Origin of the sequence: Flavobacterium sp. KACC 22763, assembly GCF_028736155.1 — a bacterium.
Taxonomy (GTDB): domain Bacteria; phylum Bacteroidota; class Bacteroidia; order Flavobacteriales; family Flavobacteriaceae; genus Flavobacterium.
Genome location: NZ_CP117879.1, coordinates 3,636,303 through 3,658,780 on the forward strand (window position 1 = coordinate 3,636,303; position 22,478 = coordinate 3,658,780).

General features: G+C 34.4%; 18 protein-coding genes. 10 read left to right on the forward strand and 8 right to left on the reverse strand.

Annotated features, from left to right (window positions below):
• Positions 1-97: 97 nt before the first annotated feature.
• From rpsJ to rpsL, 4 genes are read right to left on the reverse strand one after another with little or no spacing between them, the layout of a single operon-like run.
• On the reverse strand, positions 98-403 hold the full coding sequence (gene rpsJ, locus PQ463_RS15130) for a 30S ribosomal protein S10 (protein WP_007803605.1): 306 nt from the start codon (positions 401-403) through the stop codon (positions 98-100).
• Positions 404-413: 10 nt separating this feature from the next.
• Positions 414-2,570 carry an elongation factor G gene (gene fusA, locus PQ463_RS15135; protein WP_274254398.1) on the reverse strand — a complete coding sequence of 719 codons (2,157 nt, stop codon included), beginning with the start codon at positions 2,568-2,570 and terminating at the stop codon, positions 414-416.
• A gap of 10 nt (positions 2,571-2,580) precedes the next feature.
• A complete protein-coding gene (rpsG, locus tag PQ463_RS15140) occupies positions 2,581-3,057 on the reverse strand; it encodes a 30S ribosomal protein S7 (protein ID WP_026727879.1) in 477 nt (158 codons plus the stop codon).
• A 24-nt stretch (positions 3,058-3,081) separates the two neighbouring features.
• The gene (rpsL, locus tag PQ463_RS15145; protein WP_007136570.1) at positions 3,082-3,465 is read right to left on the reverse strand and encodes a 30S ribosomal protein S12; all 384 of its coding nucleotides are present in this window, start codon (positions 3,463-3,465) and stop codon (positions 3,082-3,084) included.
• Between the two features lie 248 nt (positions 3,466-3,713).
• On the opposite strand from rpsL, the gene PQ463_RS15150 reads away from it, so the two are divergent.
• The 9 genes from PQ463_RS15150 (at position 3,714) to PQ463_RS15190 (ending at position 18,226) form a co-directional block, all read left to right on the forward strand.
• A complete protein-coding gene (locus PQ463_RS15150; protein WP_274254399.1) occupies positions 3,714-5,348 on the forward strand; it encodes a BamA/TamA family outer membrane protein in 1,635 nt (544 codons plus the stop codon).
• 87 nt (positions 5,349-5,435) lie between these two features.
• Positions 5,436-8,714, forward strand: coding sequence for a SusC/RagA family TonB-linked outer membrane protein (locus tag PQ463_RS15155; RefSeq protein WP_274254400.1), 3,279 nt, complete (start codon positions 5,436-5,438; stop codon positions 8,712-8,714).
• An 11-nt stretch (positions 8,715-8,725) separates the two neighbouring features.
• Positions 8,726-10,186 (forward strand): SusD/RagB family nutrient-binding outer membrane lipoprotein, encoded by a 1,461-nt coding sequence (locus tag PQ463_RS15160; protein ID WP_274254401.1) that lies wholly within the window; start codon positions 8,726-8,728, stop codon positions 10,184-10,186.
• A gap of 551 nt (positions 10,187-10,737) precedes the next feature.
• Positions 10,738-13,929: a SusC/RagA family TonB-linked outer membrane protein gene (locus tag PQ463_RS15165; RefSeq protein WP_274254402.1), complete on the forward strand. Its 3,192-nt coding sequence runs from the start codon at positions 10,738-10,740 to the stop codon at positions 13,927-13,929.
• Between the two features lie 16 nt (positions 13,930-13,945).
• Positions 13,946-15,382: a SusD/RagB family nutrient-binding outer membrane lipoprotein gene (locus PQ463_RS15170; RefSeq protein ID WP_274254403.1), complete on the forward strand. Its 1,437-nt coding sequence runs from the start codon at positions 13,946-13,948 to the stop codon at positions 15,380-15,382.
• Positions 15,383-15,395: 13 nt separating this feature from the next.
• Positions 15,396-16,031: a DUF5011 domain-containing protein gene (locus tag PQ463_RS15175; RefSeq protein ID WP_274254404.1), complete on the forward strand. Its 636-nt coding sequence runs from the start codon at positions 15,396-15,398 to the stop codon at positions 16,029-16,031.
• Positions 16,032-16,046: 15 nt separating this feature from the next.
• Positions 16,047-16,544 (forward strand): lipid-binding protein, encoded by a 498-nt coding sequence (locus PQ463_RS15180; protein ID WP_111424370.1) that lies wholly within the window; start codon positions 16,047-16,049, stop codon positions 16,542-16,544.
• A gap of 89 nt (positions 16,545-16,633) precedes the next feature.
• Positions 16,634-17,368, forward strand: coding sequence for a 23S rRNA (guanosine(2251)-2'-O)-methyltransferase RlmB (rlmB, locus tag PQ463_RS15185; protein ID WP_274254405.1), 735 nt, complete (start codon positions 16,634-16,636; stop codon positions 17,366-17,368).
• Positions 17,369-17,422: 54 nt separating this feature from the next.
• Positions 17,423-18,226 (forward strand): DUF2490 domain-containing protein, encoded by an 804-nt coding sequence (locus PQ463_RS15190; protein WP_274254406.1) that lies wholly within the window; start codon positions 17,423-17,425, stop codon positions 18,224-18,226.
• Between the two features lies 1 nt (position 18,227).
• Here PQ463_RS15190 and PQ463_RS15195 read toward each other — a convergent pair whose 3' ends face one another.
• Positions 18,228-18,734, reverse strand: a complete 507-nt coding sequence (locus PQ463_RS15195; RefSeq protein WP_274254407.1) for a hypothetical protein — start codon at positions 18,732-18,734, stop codon at positions 18,228-18,230.
• Between the two features lie 63 nt (positions 18,735-18,797).
• Positions 18,798-19,562, reverse strand: a complete 765-nt coding sequence (locus PQ463_RS15200) for a rhomboid family intramembrane serine protease (protein WP_274254408.1) — start codon at positions 19,560-19,562, stop codon at positions 18,798-18,800.
• 174 nt (positions 19,563-19,736) lie between these two features.
• Between PQ463_RS15200 and PQ463_RS15205 the strand changes: the two genes are divergently transcribed.
• Entirely contained in the window at positions 19,737-21,014 is a 1,278-nt protein-coding gene (locus PQ463_RS15205; RefSeq protein WP_274254409.1) for a replication-associated recombination protein A, read from the forward strand.
• A 14-nt stretch (positions 21,015-21,028) separates the two neighbouring features.
• On the opposite strand, the gene PQ463_RS15210 is transcribed toward PQ463_RS15205, so the two are convergent.
• Both PQ463_RS15210 and PQ463_RS15215 read right to left on the reverse strand, forming a co-directional pair.
• Positions 21,029-21,790, reverse strand: a complete 762-nt coding sequence (locus PQ463_RS15210) for a hypothetical protein (RefSeq protein WP_274254410.1) — start codon at positions 21,788-21,790, stop codon at positions 21,029-21,031.
• Entirely contained in the window at positions 21,790-22,476 is a 687-nt protein-coding gene (locus PQ463_RS15215; RefSeq protein ID WP_274254411.1) for a YjjG family noncanonical pyrimidine nucleotidase, read from the reverse strand. The genes PQ463_RS15210 and PQ463_RS15215 overlap by 1 nt, the downstream gene beginning before the upstream one ends.
• Positions 22,477-22,478: the final 2 nt, after the last annotated feature.

A 22,478-nucleotide genomic window follows, 5' to 3' on the forward strand; every position in this document is an offset into this window, starting at 1 on the left:
TTATAACCGCAGAAATATCACATCAAAAACAACTATTTAACAACAAAAAAAAGCGAGACATTTCTGTCTCGCTTTTTATATAAAAAAATATAAAAAATTATACTTTTATCTCTACTTCAACACCACTTGGCAATTCAAGTTTCATTAAAGCATCAATAGTTTTAGATGAAGATGAATAAATATCAATCAATCTCTTGTATGACATTACTTCAAATTGCTCTCTCGCTTTTTTGTTAACGTGCGGAGAACGCAATACAGTGAAAAGTTTTTTGTGAGTTGGCAACGGAATTGGACCTGTTACAACCGCTCCAGTAGTTTTTACTGTTTTTACGATCTTTTCAGCAGATTTATCTACCAACATGTGATCGTAAGATTTTAGTTTTATTCTGATTTTTTGACTCATTTTCTTAAAATTAAGCGTTACCTTTTGCTTTTTTGATTACCTCTTCTGAAATATTAGAAGGTGTCTCTGCATAGTGAGAGAACTCCATTGTAGAAGTAGCTCTACCAGAAGATAATGTTCTTAATGTAGTTACATAACCAAACATTTCTGATAAAGGCACATCAGCTTTGATAGTTTTAGCACCATTTCTATCACCCATATCATTAACTTGACCTCTACGACGGTTCAAGTCACCTACGATATCACCCATGTTTTCTTCAGGAGTAATAACTTCGATTTTCATGATTGGCTCAAGAATAACAGCTCCAGCAGCACGTCCTGACTCTTTATACCCCATTCTAGCAGCTAATTCAAAAGAAAGAGCATCAGAATCCACAGGGTGGAAAGATCCGTCTAATAAAGTTACTTTTAAACTATCAACAGCATATCCAGCTAATGGACCTGTTTTCATAGCTTCACGGAAACCTTTTTCAACAGCAGGGATATATTCCTTAGGAACGTTACCACCTTTTACCTCATTTACAAACTGTAATCCAACCGGAACTTTACCATCAACTTCATCAGCAGGCTCGATTCTAAATACGATATCACCGAATTTACCACGACCTCCAGATTGTTTCTTATAAGTTTCTCTATGTTGAGCAGATTTAGTAAACGCCTCTTTGTACTCTACTTGTGGCTCACCTTGATTAACCTCTACTTTAAACTCACGTTTCATACGATCAACTAAGATATCTAAGTGAAGCTCACCCATACCAGAAATAATAGTTTGACCTGAAGCCTCGTCAGTTCTTACTGTAAACGTTGGATCCTCTTCAGCTAATTTAGCTAAAGCCATACCCATTTTATCAACGTCAGCTTTTGTTTTAGGCTCGATAGCAATACCAATTACCGGCTCTGGGAATTTCATAGACTCCAAGATAATTGGATTCTTTTCATCACACAAAGTATCTCCAGTTTTGATATCTTTAAATCCTACAGCAGCTCCAATATCTCCAGCCTCAATAAATTCGATTGGATTTTGTTTGTTAGCGTGCATTTGGTAAATACGAGAGATTCTCTCTTTGTTACCAGAACGAGTATTTAAAACATACGAACCAGCATCTAAACGTCCAGAGTAAGCACGGAAGAAAGCTAAACGACCTACGAATGGGTCAGTAGCAATTTTAAATGCTAAAGCAGCAAACGGCTCTTTTACATCTGGGCGACGTAAGATTTTAGTTTGATCTTCTTCTAATAATTCAGCATCATCAGGGTGAATTCCTTCGATACCTTCTTTATCCAATGGAGATGGCAAATATTTACATACAGCATCTAACATAAACTGAACTCCTTTATTTTTGAAAGAAGATCCAGCAAGCATAGGAATGATTGCCATATCAATAGTAGCCGCTCTTAATGCATTGTTGATTTCATCCTCTGTAATAGAGTTTTCATCTTCCATGTATTTATCCAAAAGATTTTCATCGTAAGTTGCAATCTCTTCGATAAGGATAGAACGATAGTGTTTCACATCATCAACCATGTCAGCTGGAATATCAACAATATCAAAAGTAGCTCCTTGAGTTTCATCATGCCAAACAATAGCTTGATTTTTAACTAAGTCAACAATACCTTTAAAATCTGCTTCATCACCAATAGGCAAAGTAATTGCAACCGCATTCGATTTCAACATATCTTTAACCTGTCCGCACACAGCTAAAAAGTTAGCACCTTGACGGTCCATTTTGTTTACGAACCCCATACGAGGAACTCTATATTGATCAGCAAGTCTCCAGTTAGTTTCTGATTGAGGCTCAACACCATCAACAGCACTAAACAAGAAAACTAAACCATCAAGTACACGCAAAGAACGGTTTACCTCTACAGTAAAGTCAACGTGCCCAGGAGTATCAATAATATTAAAGTGATAAGGCAATGATTGAGGAATAACTTTTCCTTGATCTGTTGGAAAGTTCCATGTACAAGTTGTAGCAGCAGAAGTAATTGTAATACCTCTTTCTTGCTCTTGTGCCATCCAGTCCATTGTTGCAGCACCATCGTGAACCTCACCAATTTTGTGTGATTTTCCAGTATAAAAAAGAATACGCTCAGTTGTTGTTGTTTTACCAGCATCAATGTGAGCAGCGATTCCGATATTTCTTGTATATTTTAAATCTCTAGCCATTTCTTACGAATTAAAATCTAAAGTGAGAGAATGCTTTATTAGCTTCTGCCATTTTGTGAGTATCCATTCTTTTCTTAACCGCAGCACCTTCTTCTTTAGCAGCAGCTAAACACTCAGAAGCTAAACGTTGTGCCATAGATTTTTCATTTCTTCTTCTAGAATAAAGTATTAACCACTTCATTGCCATAGAAATTTTTCTGTCTGGACGAATCTGCATTGGGATTTGGAATGTAGCTCCACCAACTCTACGGCTACGTACTTCTACGTGAGGCATAACGTTTGTTAAAGCATCTTTCCAGATCTCTAATGAAGTCTTCTCATCATTTTGCTTTTTAGTTTCAATGATATCAATTGCATCATAAAATACTTTAAAAGCTGTAGATTTCTTACCATCCCACATTAAGTTGTTCACAAAACGCGTAACTAATTGGTCATTAAACCTTGGATCCGGTAAAAGTGGTCTTTTCTTTGCCGCTCTTTTTCTCATGTCTTTTTCTTAAAAGTTTTTAAATTACTTTTTTGCTTCTTTTGGGCGTTTAGCACCGTACTTAGATCTTCTTTGCGTTCTTCCTGCAACACCTGACGTATCAAGAGCTCCACGAACGATATGATATCTAACACCTGGTAAATCTTTTACCCTTCCACCTCGCACTAATACTATCGAGTGCTCTTGTAGATTATGTCCTTCTCCAGGGATGTAAGCATTCACCTCATTACCATTTGTCAAACGTACACGCGCAACTTTACGCATTGCAGAGTTTGGTTTTTTTGGTGTAGTAGTGTAAACACGCGTACAAACCCCTCTTCTTTGAGGACAAGAATCTAAAGCAACCGATTTACTCTTCTTAGTGATCTGAGTTCTTCCTGTTCTTACTAATTGTTGAATTGTTGGCATAATTAATACTAAAAATTATTATGTTTATTAAATTCCCGCTTTTTACGGGGTTGCAAATGTATAAAATAATTTTCACTATACAAACGTTAAATCATTAATTTTCAACAACATTATTTATATCTATGATTTCAACGAGAAACATTAGATATTTGCTTTACATTTAACTAACAAAATAATTGCATTTGAAACAATTACAATACATACTCATTTTACTTTTATCCTCAAATTGTTTCGCACAATCTTTTTATTTGAATATAAATGGAATCAATAAACAGCAAAACTCGACAATCGATTCTATTCCATATGCAAAAAAACACATAAACGTAAAATCTCTCAATAATGAAATTTCAGCTACTTTAAACCACCTCACAAAGCAAGGCTATATAGACTCCGAAATAATAGAAAACAAAAAGATCAATGATAGCTCATATATTGTTTTGATTGACCTAAAAAACAAAATAAAAGAGATACATATATATATAGGCACAAATAGTCTCTTTTATGATTCAAATAAAATTTCAAAAGACAGTATAATTATCCCCTACACAGAACTTGAAAACTTTTTAAGTCAAGAAATTTCAAATAAGGAAAAAGCTGGCTATGCATTCACCAAAATAAAACTAGAGAATCTTAAAAAAAAGAACACCATACTATATGCAGATTTAAGCCTTTACTCTGAAAAAAAAAGAGTTTTGAATTCAATTGTTCTCAATTACAACAATCCTTCTGTGAAAGGCTTTTTCCCCGAAGGAGCGTTAAAGCAATTAAACAGAAAGTATATCGATAAAACCTTCAACCAAGAAACCGTTAAAAAACTTTCTGACGACATCAATAGTTTTGAATTTGTTACTCAAACCAAATACCCAGAAATCTTATTTACCAAAGATTCAACAAAAGTCTATACATATATAGATAAGAGAAAAGCAAACACTTTTGATGGTTATATTGGCTTTTCAAACGACGACAGCAAAAAAATACGACTTAATGGTTATTTAGACATTTCCTTACTTAACACGCTTCATGCAGGAGAACAATTTTCATTATATTGGAAAAGCGATGGAAACAAACAAACAACATTTAATACAAAACTGGAAATCCCGTACATTTTTAAAAGCCCTCTAGGAATAAAAGCCCAACTAAATATTTTTAAACAGGACAGTACATTTCAAAATACAAAAACAGAAATAAATTTAGGCTATTTTCTAAGCTACAATTCTAAAGTATATATAGGATATCAATCAACAGAATCTAGTGACATACAAAACACTAACAGTTCAACAATAAGTGATTTCAAAAACTCATATCTTACTTCCACCCTTGAATACAAAAAAAACGATAATTCCAACTATATGTTTCCAAGGAAATCATACGCAAACATATTATTTGGCTACGGAAAAAGAACAACAAACAACACCCCTGAAACAACAGAAACAACGAATCAATTCTACACCAATATAAATCTATCTTACAATTTCGAATTAAACAAAAAGAACTTTATTTACATCAACCCACAAATCTTATATTTAAAAAGCGACAATTATATAATAAATGAACTTTTCAGATTTGGAGGATTAAATTCAATTAGAGGCTTCTCCGAAAATAGCTTACAAGGAAACATTGCAAATCTATTCATTACTGAATACAGATATTTACTTAGTTCAAATTTATACATCCACACAATACTTGATTATGGAATTTACCAAGATCAGGTTTCAACCAAAAGCAACAAAAAATTCACCAGTTTAATTAGTGCTGGTGTAGGTTTAGGACTACTAACAAAAAATGGCTTATTAAAGATAATAATAGCCAATGGTAGCACAAATCAAGCCGAAATAAAATTTTATAACAGTATACTTACTATCTGTTACAATGTTAAATTTTAGGATTTTACAAAAAATCATTAACAAAATATTAGGATTTTTAACAAGTATTTACGAATATTACATGACTAATCCAAAATATTTGACAATATGAAATCAAAACCAAACAGATTCTTAGTGCTTTTATTAGCACTAATGGCGCAACTAACCTTTGCGCAAGAAAGAACTGTTTCAGGTATTGTTACCGATGATGCAAATATGCCTCTACCAGGTGTAAGTGTATTAATAAAAGGAGCAAAAACTGGAACACAAACCGATTTTGATGGAAAATATTCCATCAAAGCATCACCAAATCAAATTTTAGTTTTTAGCTATATTGGAATGAAATCTCAAGAATTTCCAGCTAGCTCAACAAAAATTAACGCTAAACTATCAAGCGATGCACAACAGCTAGAAGGAGTTGTTGTTACTGCTTTAGGATTATCAAGAGAAAAAAAATCTCTTGGTTATGCAACTCAAGAAGTTAAAGGAGAAAACCTTGCCGCAGTTAAAAGCGACAACTTCGTAAATGCCATATCAGGAAAAGTTTCTGGAGTACAAGTAAAGCGAACAACAAACTTTGGTGGTTCTACCAATATTGTAATTAGAGGAAATTCTTCCCTAACAGGAAACAATCAAGCTCTATTTGTTATTGATGGGGTCCCAGTAAGCAACAACAATTCAAATACGAGAGATCAGGAACAATCTGGAGCAGGTTATGATTACGGAAGCGCCGCATCAGACATTAACCCTGAAGACATCGAATCTATCAACGTGCTTAAAGGCTCTGCCGCAAGTGCACTATATGGATCGAGAGCTGCAAATGGAGTTGTCGTTATTACCACAAAAAAAGGGAACAAAAAAGCAAAAGGCTACTCAATTACGGTTAATTCAGGCGTAACAATTGGTTCTGTCGACAAAAGCACTTTTATCAAATATCAAAAACAATATGGTGCCGGATATGGACCTTACTATGGTCCCGACGAAGATTCGTATTTAGACCACATTGACATTAATGGAGATGGAGTTTTAGACAATGTGACTCCACTAACCGAGGATGCTTCTTACGGACAAGCTTTCGATCCGAATTTAATGGTTTATCAATGGGATGCATTTTATCCTGAGTCTCCAAACTATATGAAAGCTACACCTTGGGTAGCGGCAAAAAATGGCCCTATTACTTTTTTCCAAAAACCAGTGGCTCTTACCAATTCTATCTCAATTGATAAAGGTTTAGAAAATGGCTATTTAAGATTAGGGGCAAATAATCTTGATCAAACCGGGTTACTGCCAAACAGTAGCTTAAAAAGAAACACTTTCACCCTTAATGCATCCACTTTGATTAATGACCGATTAACTGTAGCTGGATATGGTAACTTTACAAAAACTAGCACGATTGGTAGAAATAGCACAGGATACAATGATAATATTGCAGGTAATTTTAGACAATGGTGGCAAACCAATGTTGACTTAAAAGGTCTAAGACAAGCGTATGAACTTACAGGACGTAATGTAACATGGAATCCTAATTCATATACAAATCCAACTCCAATATTTTGGGACAACCCTTATTTTCAACGCTATGAAAATTATGAATCAGACAGCAGAAGCAGATTCATCGGAAATGTTTCTTTAAACTATAAAATTGCAAGCTGGCTAGATGCCTTTGGTCGAATTTCTGTTGACACGTATGATGAGCTACAAGAAGAAAGAAGAGCCATTGGAAGTGTACCAGTTGATTTTGGAATTGGAACTGGAGGTGGCGACGGCTCTCTTAATAGAAACCCCGCATCATCAGGTTACTCACGAAAAAACATTGGCTTCAGTGAATACAATTATGACTTCATGTTAAACTACAACACAGACATCACAGAAAAGCTAAACTTAAAAGGTGTTGTCGGAGTAAATATTCGAAGAAGCTATTATAATTCAATATTCGCAGCAACAAATGGCGGACTTGCTATCCCAAAACTATATTCTTTACAAAATACTGTAAGCCCTCTTCTAGCACCTATCGAAAGAGATGAAGCTATAGGTGTAGATGGCATCTATGGAAGCGCATCTTTTGGATACGAAGATTATTTATTCCTTGAAGGAACAATCAGAAGAGACCACTCTTCAACTCTTCCAGAAGCAAACAGCACTTATTACTATCCTTCCGTTTCCTCTAGTTTTGTATTCTCCAAATTTATAGAAGCAGATTGGTTATCCTTTGGAAAAGTACGACTTAATTATGCTGAAGTTGGAAACAGCCCTGGCTTTGACAGAGTCTTAGACACCTACGCTGTTAACACTGCATTTGGAGCAGCATCAGCATCAGTAAAAGACACTAAGAACAATCCTAACCTAAAACCAGAACGTACAAAAAGTTACGAAGCAGGTTTAGAGCTTTCCTTCTTTAAAAAGAGATTAGGATTTGATTTCTCTTACTACAAATCAAACTCAATTGACCAGATCATTCCATTAAGACTTACTGCCTCTACTGGATATCTATACGAATTAATTAATGCCGGAGAAATTGAAAACAAGGGGATTGAAATAAGCCTAAATGGTACTCCAATAAAAACAGACACTTTTTCATGGGAAGTAAATTTAAACTTTGCTAGAAATCGAAACAAAGTATTAAATCTATTAGAAGGTATTGACAACTTACAATTAGGATCTTTTCAAGGAGGTGTGACAATAAATGCCGCCGTTGGACAACCATACGGAGTTATATACGGTACAAAATACACTTATTTAAATGGACAACCAGTTGTTGACCCAAGTAATGGCCAATATATCAAAACTTCAACGTCTGACAATCCGATTGGAAATGCAAATCCTGATTACACGGGAGGTCTAAACAACAAATTCGTTTATAAAAACTTTTCATTTGAATTCTTAATCGATATGCAAAAAGGCGGACAAATATTCTCACTAGACCGCTATTATGGTTTAGCAACTGGTCTTCCAGACGATACAGCTTTTATAAATGAATTAGGAAACCCTATCAGAAACCCATTAACTTCAGGAGCTGACAGTGGAGGCTTTATAAACCCGGGGGTAAATCCTGATGGAAAAGTAAACACTACTAGAATTGAAGCAAGCCGATTTGGAGCTCAAGGTTACAGAAGAGGTTTACCAGACGAAGCATTTGTATATGATGCGAGCTATATCAAACTGAGACAAACAGCAATTACATACGCCTTACCAGAAAGAGTGTTAAAAAATACATTCATCAACGGAATGACTTTTAGTGTTGTTGGAACAAATCTTTGGATTATACACAAAAACTTACCAGATGCAGATCCAGAATCAGGATTAGGAGCTGGTAACCTACAAGGCTACTCAACAGGATCTTTACCATCAACAAGAGATGTTAGCTTTAACATTAAAATCCAATTTTAAATCAAGAAATCATGAAAAAAATATTTATAATCATACTCACCGCAGTTACATTCTCGTCCTGCTCTGATGATATAGAAAAATTAAACGTGAATGTTAAAGATCCTTCTAATGTGCCAGGTGAGGCATTATTTACCAGCGCACAAAAAAGTTTGGTGGATCAAATGACAAACACTAATGTTAACAACAACATCATAAGATTAATCAATCAATATTTTACAGAGACTGTTTATACAGACGAAAGTAACTATGACTTAGTTACAAGAACAATCCCAGAACAACACTGGCAGTTTTTATATAAAGATGTATTAAAAGACTTAGACCAAAGTGCAAAAAACATTACCAACACACCACTTGGCCTAACTGAAAATCCATTAGACAAACAAAACAAACTTGCAATCATAGAAATTTTAAATGTTTATACGTATGCAATATTAGTCGAGACATTTGGAAATATACCTTATTCTCAAGCTATAAATCTTGACTACAAAACACCAAAATACGATGATGGCTTAACAATCTACAAAGATTTGATTAAACGATTGAATAATGCAATAGCTAAACTAAACACTGGCGGCAAAAGTTTTGGCGACAATGACAGAATCTATGGAGGAGATGTACCGAAATGGATTAAATTTGCAAATACTCTAAAATTAAGAATGGGCATAACCATTTCTGATATTCCAGCAGAAAGCGCATTGGCTAAAGCAACGGTATCAAGTGCTGCTCCATTTGTTTTTACATCGAATCTTGACAATGCAGATCTAAAGTATCTTACTGCGACACCAAACACCAATCCATTATATGTCGATCTTGTGGCAAGCGGTCGTTCTGACTTTGTTCCAACTAGCACTATAATAGATATGATGAATAATTTGAGCGACCCAAGACGTGCGAAATACTTTGACAACAATATGGACGACCCATCTACCCCAGAAATTGAATACATAGGCGGGGAAAATGGCTCAAGTAATTCATTTGCACAAAAAACACATATTACACCAACAATCCAAGCTCCAGACTTTCCAGGGACAATTCTAGACTATGCTGAAGCTGAATTCCTTTTAGCAGAAGCAGCCGAGAGATCTTTATACGGAACACCAAGCGATGCTGAAGCACACTATAATGCAGCAATAACCGCTTCTATTTTAGATTGGGGAGGAACACAATCTGACGCTACAACCTACTTAGCAAACCCTGATGTCGCCTATGCAACCGCAGCAGGAACATGGAAAGAAAAAATAGGAACTCAAAGCTGGATTGCTTTTTACAACAATTCGTTTGAAGGCTGGTCTTTCTACAGAAGATTAGATTTTCCGGTTTTAGTGGCGCCGCCTGATGCTGTGTCAGGTTTCCCAATGCGTTATACTTATCCAATTATCGAGCAGTCGTTAAATAAGGCAAGTTACACAGAGGCAAGTGCTGCAATTGGTGGTGACGCTGTAGAAACTAAGTTATTTTGGGATAAATTCTAAATTGAAAAACTAAAAGTAAAGAAAAGCGATTGCAAATAATGCGATCGCTTTTTTTATAAAGCCTATTAACTTTAATTTTACATTTAACTTACTTTAATAAGAACTCTAAAACAAAAAAACGTTAAAAACTATTAAAAATAAAATTACAATTACACCCTTATTTAATAGCCAAAAAACTTTGTTTAGTTTTCAAAACATTATTACAGTATAAAAACACTTTACACACCTCTTAATACTGTCTATTAAAGATTCAGAATCTTTTCAGCAAAATTTAGGAATAAACCTGACAGTTTTTTTTGGACAAAAGTTATAAAAAAAACATTTAAACACCCTTCATTCATAAATTTAACATTTGAGTGTTTGACAAAATTTTTAATTATTATCAAATTTAACACTAAAAATTACGGATTTGTAATTTTAAGTTGATTTTAATCGATAAAACAGCAAAATCCCATCCTAAAATCATTATTTAACTAAAAAAAAAGCTTTTTAAATTAGGTAGATTAACAAATTATTAAGATTTTTGTCGGACTAATTCAAAATATTTAAAAATGAAACTAAAGTTCAATGGATTCTTAGTACTTTTATTAGTACTAGTTGCGCAACTTTCTTTTGCGCAAGAAAGAGCTGTTTCGGGAACAGTTTCTGACAATGCAGGAATGCCTTTACCAGGTGTTAGTGTATTAGTTAAAGGAACTAAAACGGGAACACAAACTGACTTTGATGGTAAATTTTCGATCAAAGTATCACCAAGCCAAATTTTGGTATTTAGCTACATCGGAATGAAAACTCAAGAGGTAGCAGCAAGTTCTTCAACTGTAAATGTAAAATTAGCAGATGCAGGAGCACAAGAACTTGAAGGAGTAGTTGTAACTGCTTTTGGTATTAAAAGAGAGAAAAAATCTCTTGGTTACGCGACTACAACTTTAAAATCAGATGCGCTTACTCAAGTAGTTAACACTAACCCTTTTGAAACTCTATCTGGTAAAATTGCCGGAGTTGATATCACTGCTCCATCACAACCAGGAGCGGCTACAAAAGTTATCATCCGTGGTTTGAACTCTATTACAGGTAACGTTGGACCTTTATACGTAGTTGATGGATCTCCAATCAACAACACTTCTACAGGTACTAGTAACAATGGTGTTGCATCTAGCAGTAGATCATATGATGCTGGTAACGGTGTAAGTGATTTAGATCCAAACAACATTGAAAGCATGACTGTACTTAAAGGAGCTGCTGCTTCTGCATTATACGGTTCAAGAGCTGGAGGTGGTGTTATTATCATTACTACTAAAAAAGGAAAAGCAAATTCTGGAATAAAAGTAGACTTATTAGCTTCAACTGAACTAAGTGAAGTTGCAAGAGTTCCTCACTTACAAAATGAATTTGGACAAGGATGGAATGGACATGGTTACACAGGAAACGGAGCTAGTAACGAAAATGGTTCTTGGGGACCAAAATTCAATGGCGAAGTTAGACCATGGGGAACTGTTTATGAAAACAGCCAACAAATTAAACCTTACGTTGGATTAAAAGATAATGTTAGAGATTTCTACAACACTGGTGTTTTAGCTACACAATCTGTAAATCTTAGTGGTGGTGGAGATACTTCAGATTTCTCTTTAATCTTCTCTAATGTAAACAGTGACGGGGTTGTACCTACAGATGCTGATTTATACAAAAAACAATCTATTGGATTCAACGGAGGATTAAAAGGTAAAAGACTTACTTTAAGAACATCTTTAAACTATATCTACAAAGATCAAAGTGTTGTAAACACTGGTCAAGGTGATGATGCTGGAGAAGGTTCTACATTACAACAAGATTTATTACAAATCCCAACTGATATTAGTATCGTAGATTTGAGAGATTACAAAAATAATCCTTTCAACACTCCTTCTTACTATTTCACTCCTTATGCTTCAAATCCATATTTTACTGTTAACGAAAACAGTACTAAAATATACGGAAACAACATTTTTGGAAATGCTAACTTAAGCTATAAAATTACTGACAAATTAACTGCTTCATGGCAAATTGGTGGTAACTTTAGAACTGAAAGATTAAAAAGCCACGGTGCTATTGTAAACTATTTACCAGGAAGCCCTCAAGATATTGCAGGAAGTTTAACTGTGGGTGGTGTTACAGAATCAAGATCTGAATTCTCTGAATTTGATACATTCTTCAACTTAAACTACAACACAAACTTAGGTGAAGACTGGACATTAAACCTTTTAGGTGGTTTTAACTACAACAGAAGAGAAAGCGACAGATTAAGTGCTTCTATCACTAACCTAGGAATCCCAGGTTACTACGAGCTATCTAACTCTGCTGTAAGACCAGTTCTTACACAATCTAATACTCTAAGAAAAACTGGAGCTGTTTATGCATCTGCTGAATTTGCTTTCAAAAACAGATATTTTGCTACAATTACAGGTAGAGAAGATGTTACATCTACATTACCAATTGGCAACAATGCATATTTCTACCCAGCATTATCTTTAGGTGCTATCGCAATTGACAACGGAAACACTTTCTTAAAACTAAGAGCTGCTGCTTCTAAAATTGCAAATGACACAAATCCATACGTTACTGAAAACTCATACATTACAGGATCAGCAGCTGCTAACTTCGGAATTCTTGCATCTCCAATTGGTGGGGTAAGTTTCTACGAAGCTTCTGGAAGATTAGGAAATTCAAGTTTGAAACCAGAAAGTACTGTTGAATATGAAGTTGGTGCTGAAGGATCATTCTTCAAAAACAGAATTAGTTATGATATCGCTTTATATCACAAAACTACATCTGACTTAATCGTTAACTTACCATTAGATCCATCTACTGGTTTTACACAAAAAGCAATCAACGCTGGTGATATCGTAAACAAAGGTATCGAGCTTTCTATTACTGCAAGCCCAATCAAAAACCAAGACTTTACTTGGAGCTTAACTTACACATTCACTAAAAACCTTAATGAAGTTACTAAGTTAGCTGATGGTTTTGACAGAATTGACTTAGCACCTGCATACGGTGTAACTTACTCAGCAGAAAAAGGACAGCCAATCGGTTCATTCTATTCGTTAGTTACAAAAACATCTCCAACTGGTCAGCCAATTGTAAGTGCTACAACAGGAATCGATGTAAACACAACTCAAGTACAAAGAATTGGAAACTCACAACGTGATTTCGTTATGGGATTACAAAACACATTTAAGTACAAAAACTTCAACTTAGGAATGTCTTTAGACTGGAAACAAGGTGGAGAAATGTATTCTTACACAAAAAGATTGTCTCACTTCGTAGGAAATGGTATCGAAACTACTTACAACGACAGAGCTCCTTTCATTGTACCAAATTCTGTTAACGAAGTTGTTGCTCCTGATGGAACTGTATCATACGTAGAAAACACTACACCAGTTTCATTCGAAAATGTTGCTAACTACTACAATACTCAAAGTAACTTAGCGATTGAAAACACTCACATTGTTGACAAAACTTTTGTTAGATTAAGAGAGATAAATTTAAACTATGATTTCCCTTCTTCATTAAGTAAAAACATGGGTCTAAACAAAATTACAGTTGGTATCTACGGAAGAAACTTATTTATGTGGACTCCTGGAGACAACCCTTACGTAGATCCAGAGGTAAGTACTTACGGTACAGGTGTACTTTCAGACTTAGGAGAGTTTGGAGCTAACCCATCTCAAAGATCAGTAGGTGGAGTTTTAAAATTATCATTCTAAAAATAAATATAGAAAAATGAAAAAGATAGCAACATTAATAACAGCTCTTTTCTTATTAGTGTCATGTGATGAAACATTTGACATTAACAGAGACCCGGATGCATTGCCTCCTGGACAAGCAAATAGCACAATATTTCCTGCTGGTATTGCAGGACTTGCAGGTGCACAAGGATCATACTACGCTATAATAGGTGGTTTTTGGTCTCAATTTTGGACACAAAACCCAACTTCTAACCAATATAGAGATATTGACAGCTACAGTATCGGAGCAAACAACTACTCAGCAGCTTATACTGCTATGTACGATGCTTTAAACGATATCAGAACTGTAAAAGCTCAATCTGAAAAAGAAGGAAACTGGAACTATTATTTAATGGCAACAGTTCTTGAAGTTGAAGGTTCACAAGTTTTAACAGATTTGTATGATGACATTCCTTATGCAGAAGCTAACAATGTTAACATTTTACAACCTAAATTCAATACAGGAAAAGAAACTTATGAATTAATGATTGCTGATTTAAAAGCAGCGTTATCTAAAAATTTAAGTGCTTCTGTGGGAGATAAGCCAGGTAAAGATGATTTCATTTTCAATGGAGACATGGAAAAATGGACAAAATTTGGAAACACTCTATTGTTAAAATTACACATGAGATTAACTGCAGTTAATCCAACTCTTGCTCAGTCTGGAATCACTACTTTAATTAATTCTGGAGCACAATTCTTAGATGTAGATGCTGCTATGACTCAATTCGAAGATGCTGCTGATAGAAGTAACCCACTTTATGAGTCTGACAGAAGACAGTTAAATACTACTTTGAACTTAAGAGCTAGTAAAACTATGTTTTCTTACCTATCTCTTAATAGCGACCCACGTTTAGCTAAATATTATGCACAACCTGGTAACCCTAACAATCAAGGTGACTGGAATAACACTTCAGTTCCAAACTTATCTTTAGTTCAATTAAGCCCATTAACACCAGTTTTCTTTATCAGCAAAGAAGAAAGTTATTTCCTTCAAGCTGAAGCTCTTACAAGATACTATGGTGGTGCTGGCGCAAAAGCTAAATATGACGCTGGTGTAACTGCTGCTTTGGTAAGATGGGGACAAACTGCAACGGATGCTGCAGGTTTCGTAAATGGAGCGTATGCATTCCCTGCAACAGGAACTGATGCTCAAATTGAAGCTATCATTACTCAAAAATGGATCGCAAGTTTCCCTGGAAATGGTTACGAATCATTCTTAGAGCAAAACAGAACAGGATATCCAAAAGAGTCTGCTGTTAAACAATCAAGCGAATTATACATTCCTGGACAATTGGCAATTGCAGTTGAAACTAAAACTGGTAACGTATTCCCAAGAAGAATTGTATTACCAAACGTTGTAACAACAAGAAATCCAAATGCACCGGCAGCGAAACTAATCACTGACAAAGTTTGGTGGGATGTTAACTAATAAAAATTAGATCATGAAAAAAATATTTATACAACTAATGGTAATCCTAACTTCAGGATTATTATTTACTGCTTGTGATGGTGATTCAACTGCGAATGTTTCAAAAGTTACTTACTATCCTAACTTAACTATGCATGGAGATGCACTTGTTGTACTAACACAGGGAGATACTTACACTGAAAAAGGTGTTGATGCTGAAGCAAACGGACAGCCTTTACAAGTAACGACTACCGGTTCAGTAGACACGAGTAAACCAACTGTATACAAAATTAACTATTCAGCTTTAAACAGTGACGGATTCCCAGCTACTGTAACACGTACAGTTGTTGTATTAAGCAACAAACCTAGTACGATTAATTTAGAAGGTACATTTGTTAGAGGTGCGAATGTTAATAACGTTAAAAAGTTAGCTGACAGAAAGTACATTTGTGATAATGCTACAGGTTATAACGTTCCTAATGACTACATTACATTGGAGTTCTATAACATCGATGACAAACAGATTTACGCACCTTATGCTGAAAATACTTCTAAATCAGGAATTTCTGCAGAAAGTAATATTGGAACCATTACAGACAAAGACCACTGGAAATGGGTTATTTATGCTTCAGCAGTATTTGGTACAGCTGAAAGAATATTTACACGATAATTTAAAAATATTAAAATGAAAAAATTAAAACTAAATATAACACGTGTACTTGTAGCGATTCTTGTACTTACGTCATTCGTAGCTTGTGACGAAGTGGGAGACACAAATCCAGGAGGAACATCAGCAGAATTTCTTGCAGGTGACTGGTATGTTTCAACTACTAATCCAGCTGGAGCAGTAATTATTGATCATGCTTTGTTCTCTACTTACAACACAGCTGCCAATGATAACACATTATGGTTAGATGATCATAACACTGCTGGTCTTAAGAGATTCAAAGTTAAAGTTACTTTTAACAGTGATAATACTTTCTCAGCAACTGCTGCAGCTAACTCATACAATGCTAAAACTGTAACTATTACAGCTGGTAAAGTAGAAAAAGATGCTGCTAAATCTCAAGGTGGTCACACAGTTGATAAAATCAGCTTTAAAGCTGAGTTCAGCAACGAGCCAGGAGTTATTTACTCTTATGAAGGTCACAGAAGAACAGGTTTCTTAGAAGATGAATACTAAGATTTTTTAATCTAGGCACTTTAATATTAAACCATCCCATTAATTTGGGGTGGTTTTTTTTTATATAACATATTACCTATATTTGTCCAATGGGAAAAGAACATCAAATATTTGGCATTAGAGCCATAATAGAAGCAATTCAGGCAGGAAAAGAAGTAGACAAAGTTTTCATTCAGAAAGAGATTTCTAGTGAGCTTATGAAAGATTTAATGAAGGTAATGAAACGTGCAAACGTTAACTTCTCTTATGTTCCAGTAGAAAAACTAAACCGCCTAACTCCAAACAATCATCAAGGCGCTGTAGCTACCATCTCTCCTATTGGTTTTATCGATCTAGAACATCTTGTTGAATCTACAATTGAGTCTGGTGCAAAACCTCTTTTTCTTATCTTAGATCAGATATCTGACGCTAGAAATTTTGGCGCTATTATTAGAACAGCAGAATGCACTGGTGTAAACGGAATTATTGTACAAAAGGCAGGTTCTGCTCCAGTTAATGGAGATACTGTTAAAACATCTGCAGGAGCTGTATTTAATGTGCCAATCTGCAAAGTTGAACACATAAAAGACGCTATCTTTTATCTGCAAGGCTCTGGAATCAAAACAGTAGCGGCAACTGAAAAAACAGATCAAAACATATATGATATATCATTGGCAGAACCACTAGCAATTATCATGGGATCTGAAGATCGAGGAATTAACCCTTCTGTTTTAAAAATAGTAGATGAAAAAGCAAAACTGCCTATGTTTGGATCGATTGGGTCTTTAAATGTATCTGTTGCCTGTGGTGCTTTCCTATACGAAGCTGTTCGACAAAGAACTTAATAAAATACAATGAAAGATTAAGATGCGAATGAAATAATTAAATACCTTTAATTAATGCTTTCAAAATCTAATTCAAAATTCAAAATTATACTATTCCGAAGTCTGTTTGTAGTTTTATTAATTACAAACAGCTACGGACAAAATACTACATATAATCAGTTCTGGAATGAAATTCAGTTTAACCAAACTATTAGCAAAAAATGGGCTACTGAAATAGATTTCGCCGCAGCGTACAGCAGCACTGAATCATCACCAAACTTATTCGAAAATACTATACAAAGATCTATTAGAGGCTGGGGACATTATTACTTTTCTCCAAGATGGAAATTCTCAGCTTTTATAGCGTATTTCAACAATAGGGATGTTCCCGAAATAGGTCAATTTGAGTCTCCCGAAACACGATTTGCTCTTCAAGGAATTTATTATTTTCATAAAACTGGATATACTTTAAGCACAAGAATGCGTACTGAATTCCGTCATATGAAAAACAAAGATGACGATTATGAAAATGTTTTTAGATATCGTCAGCAAATTAAATATATACAGCCAATCAATAGCAAGATATTGAGAGGTGGTGTTATATATGCAATTGCTTCAGATGAAGTTTATTTTAAATCTGGAGCAAATGTTACGGGCGAAAGTTTCTTTGACAGGAATAGATTCAATATTGGAGCTGGCTATTTATTTTCGGATGATTTTCAGGTAGAATTAACTTATTGCAATGAATATCTCCCACGAAATAGCGGAAACCAGACAACCAATGCAGCCTCACTTACTGTAACTTTCAATAATCTTTTAAGAAATCTTCAAAAGAAAATCAAAGCCAATAAACATCCTGAAGTTAAAGATGAAGAATAGCTTAATTTTCTTCTTTCTTTATAAAACATTTAAGCTGTTCGACAATAGCATTTTTATGAAGTTTAAAATTATAGCTTCTAATGAATTCAGTCCCTTGCATATTGATTTCTGCACTAACAGCTTCATAATTAGAAAAAGCATCGAGATCTTTATCATCAATCAAATAAAGAACTTGCATTATAGAATCATTACGTCGATATTGTGTATCGTAATGTGCTAATTTATAGGTTTTATTATCTGCAAGATGAATTATTAAATCATCTTTTATCTTTTTCCCAACTTTCTTTTCAGGAAACGGCGTAGGTTGCAATGCAACAAAATAATGCTCTTTGTCGGTAACAATATTAATTTTTAACGATTTTGATTTCGTAGTATAAAATACGGCAGGCTCAAAATAGTATATCATACTCCCATCTGCTTGTACCCTATTTTTGATTTCGCATTGAGCAACACCTTTTACATTAAAAACAAAACATAAGAACAAAATTAAAAACTTCATTTTCTTCATAATGCATAAAAATTAACTTGTTATCTAACAAATTTAATCTTTTTATCTGAAAGAAATTATTAATCAGTTTTCTTCCTCTTCTTGTTCTTCTTTTCTAGTAATAATGTAATTCACTGGATGACTAGACAAAAAATACCCCAAATTAACATCTTCTTCTTCATTAGGAAAAACAACAAAATTTCCATTTTCATCAAAATGCTTCATAAACGGATCACTATTTGGATCAAAATCTGGACGCTGCCAATCGTAAACAATTGGTTTGGCATATTCGGGCGCTTTGTAAAACAATGAAAGCACAAAACCCGTAATAAGTCCAGCTAAATGCCCTTCCCAAGAAATAGAATGATCAACATCTGGAAAAACGTACCAAATCATTCCGCCATACAGCAGAATGACAGTTAAAGACAAAGCTACTAGTCTGTAATATTTAGTTTGAATACCTTTAAAGAAAATAAAGCTTACAAGAACATAAATTAATCCGCTAGCTCCAATATGAAAATTCTCTCTTCCTATTACCCAAGTAATCAATCCTGAAAATAGAATCCCGTACCCAATAACTCCTAAAGTTTGTTTTGGGTAAAAAAACTGCATCGCTGCCAGCAATATTAAAAGCGGAATACTATTATTATATAAATGATCTAAATTTTCATGAATAAAAGGACTGAACAAAACGCCACGAAGTCCTAAAAAATCTCGAGGATAAATTCCGTATCGATAAAAATCAAAATCAAAACGTATTTGAAGCCAATATACAACCCATAAAAAAAGGACAAAAAATAATGGAAGTCCAATAACCGAATTTGAAAACTTAAAATTAGTGTCGCTCATGTTTTTAAAAAATAACACCTAATAGAACTCAAAAAACTATCCAAAAATAATTTACTGATATTTTGTCATATCAAGATAAAAAAATGTCTCAAATCAGAACAATCCTTCTTTCTACTAACTGTTTTAACTTTTGAATGAATGAAATTTAAATCTTAAAATAGTAATTTTGTATCTATGGAAGCACCTTTAGCAGAGCGTATTCGTCCGCAGAAATTAGAAGATTATATAAGCCAGCAACATTTGGTTGGACCAACTGGTTCTTTAACACAGCAAATTTCAAAAGGAATAATTCCTTCGTTGATTTTCTGGGGGCCTCCTGGCACAGGAAAAACAACTTTGGCTCAAATCATTGCTCAGGAATCAAAAAGACCTTTTTACATTCTAAGCGCCATAAACTCTGGTGTAAAAGACATTCGCGATGTTATTGATAAAGCAAAACAAAGTGGCGGCCTTTTTACTGCTAAAAACCCTATTCTATTTATTGATGAGATTCATCGTTTTAGCAAATCACAACAAGATTCACTTTTAGCTGCTGTAGAAAAAGGCTGGATAACTTTGGTTGGTGCCACAACCGAAAACCCAAGTTTTGAAGTAATTCCTGCATTATTGTCACGTTGCCAGGTCTACATACTAAATGCCTTTACAAAAGCCGATTTAGAAGCTCTTTTAGAGCGTGCAATGAAAACTGACTCCTATTTATTGACAAAAAAGATAAATCTCAAAGAAACAGAAGCTTTATTGCGTATTTCAGGCGGTGACGGAAGAAAACTTCTAAATGTTTTTGAACTTGTCGTTAATGCTTCTGCAGGCGACGAAATCACAATAACAAATGATCGTGTTTTAGAACTTGTACAGCAAAACACAGTTCTTTATGACAAAACTGGTGAACAACATTACGATATAGTGTCTGCATTTATAAAATCAATTCGTGGCAGTGATCCAAATGGAGCTGTTTACTGGCTAGCAAGAATGATTGAAGGCGGAGAAGATGTAAAATTTATTGCCAGAAGAATGCTGATTCTAGCTAGCGAAGATATTGGAAATGCAAACCCAACAGCACTCATAATGGCTAATAATACTTTTCAAGCCGTTACGACTATTGGATATCCAGAAAGCAGAATCATATTAAGTCAATGTGCCATTTATTTAGCGACTTCGCCAAAAAGCAATGCATCGTATATGGCAATTGGAAATGCGCAGCAATTGGTAAAACAAACTGGAGACTTGCCTGTTCCACTCCACTTGCGAAATGCTCCAACCAAATTAATGAAAGAACTAGGATATGGAGATGAATATAAATATTCACATGATTATGCCAATAATTTTGCTGAACAGGAATTCTTGCCAGATGCTATAAAGCAAACGGTTCTTTACAATCCTGGAAACAATTCTAGAGAGAACAGTACCCGCGAATTTTTAAAGAACCGTTGGAAAGATAAATACGGTTATTAAACCATATTTTATATTTAGAATTTAACTACAATTTTTTCTGAAACTAATTTATCATTCTGATAAGATTCAAAATACCATTGTCCATCTCCTTTTAAGATTAAAGAACCCTGAACATTATCTTTGCTCGCAATGTACACATTTGGTTGTGAAGTTTTGAAAAGCTTCATTACCACTTTTGGGGTTTTATCGATCAATTGGTAACCTGATTCTGTTGGCTGAGCATATAGTAAATTTGGATCTTTTAAGTCTGGCGAAGACGCAGCAACAATTTGTGTCGCTGCAACAGTAGTAACTGCTGTAGCTGCCACAGTTTTTGCTGGAGCAGGTGTTTTTGAAGTCGCGACTGGATTGCCACTATATTTATAATGTAAAGTAAAGACTGACTTAAAAGCGTTATCTAATGCTTCTTTGTAAGCTACATCATAATCCTTCTCTTTACTTCTTCCTACTTCTGAAGTATAAACAACCTGACCAAAACAATCTTTGAAGTTCACTATAAGCTTAGTTACCAAGAAAGCATTATCTTTTACTACATCAATATACAAAACCTGACAACGATCAGTATAACCATCAGGAAGCTGCTCATTTGAATAAAAAGCTTCAAAACCAGCTTTAGTCAAATTTTGTTTGCTTAATGTTGCCAAACGATATTGATTATCAGTCTTCATAAACTCATATTTCAAAGGAATAATTACAGCTTTGTAATCATTAATAGACTGCGCAAATCCAACAACTGAGCATAAAAGTGCAGCAAATAAAAATTTAATTCTCATCATTATAAATATTTTTTTAGTTCTAATAAATGGTTAATTTGTTTATAGTTTTCCGAAACGTCGATTTTTTTCTCATTAAAGAAAATAGCATCTAGACCAGCATTTAAAGCACCATTTACATCGGCTTCAAAATCATCTCCAATCATAATGCTGTTTTCTTTTGAAGTATTAGCCAAATTTAATGCATAATCAAATATAATACTATTTGGCTTTTTAACCCCAGCTAGCTCCGAATTTGTAATAGTGCTGAAATAACCTCCAAGCGAAGCATTATTAATTTTCTTTTCCTGCACGTGAGCAAATCCATTTGTAATGATATGAAGTTTATATTTTGGTTTTAAATAATCCAAAACTTCAATTGCTCCATCAAAAAGATAATTATTATCAGTCAAAAACTCAATATAATCATTGGCAATTTCCAAGATATTCTCTTCTGAAATAGTATAATTCAAAGCATCAAAAGAAAACTTCAAACGATTATAGCGCAATTCTTGATGCGTAATTTTATCATTCTGATACAATCTCCAGCATTCTTGATTGATCGGAATATATTCTCTAATAAAATCTTGAGTAACGATTTCTTGATACTTAGTTTTGAAAATTCGATCAAAAGCCATTTCTGAGTTTTTATCAAAATCCCAAAGCGTATGATCTAAATCAAAAAAGATGTCGGTAATATTGGTATTCATGT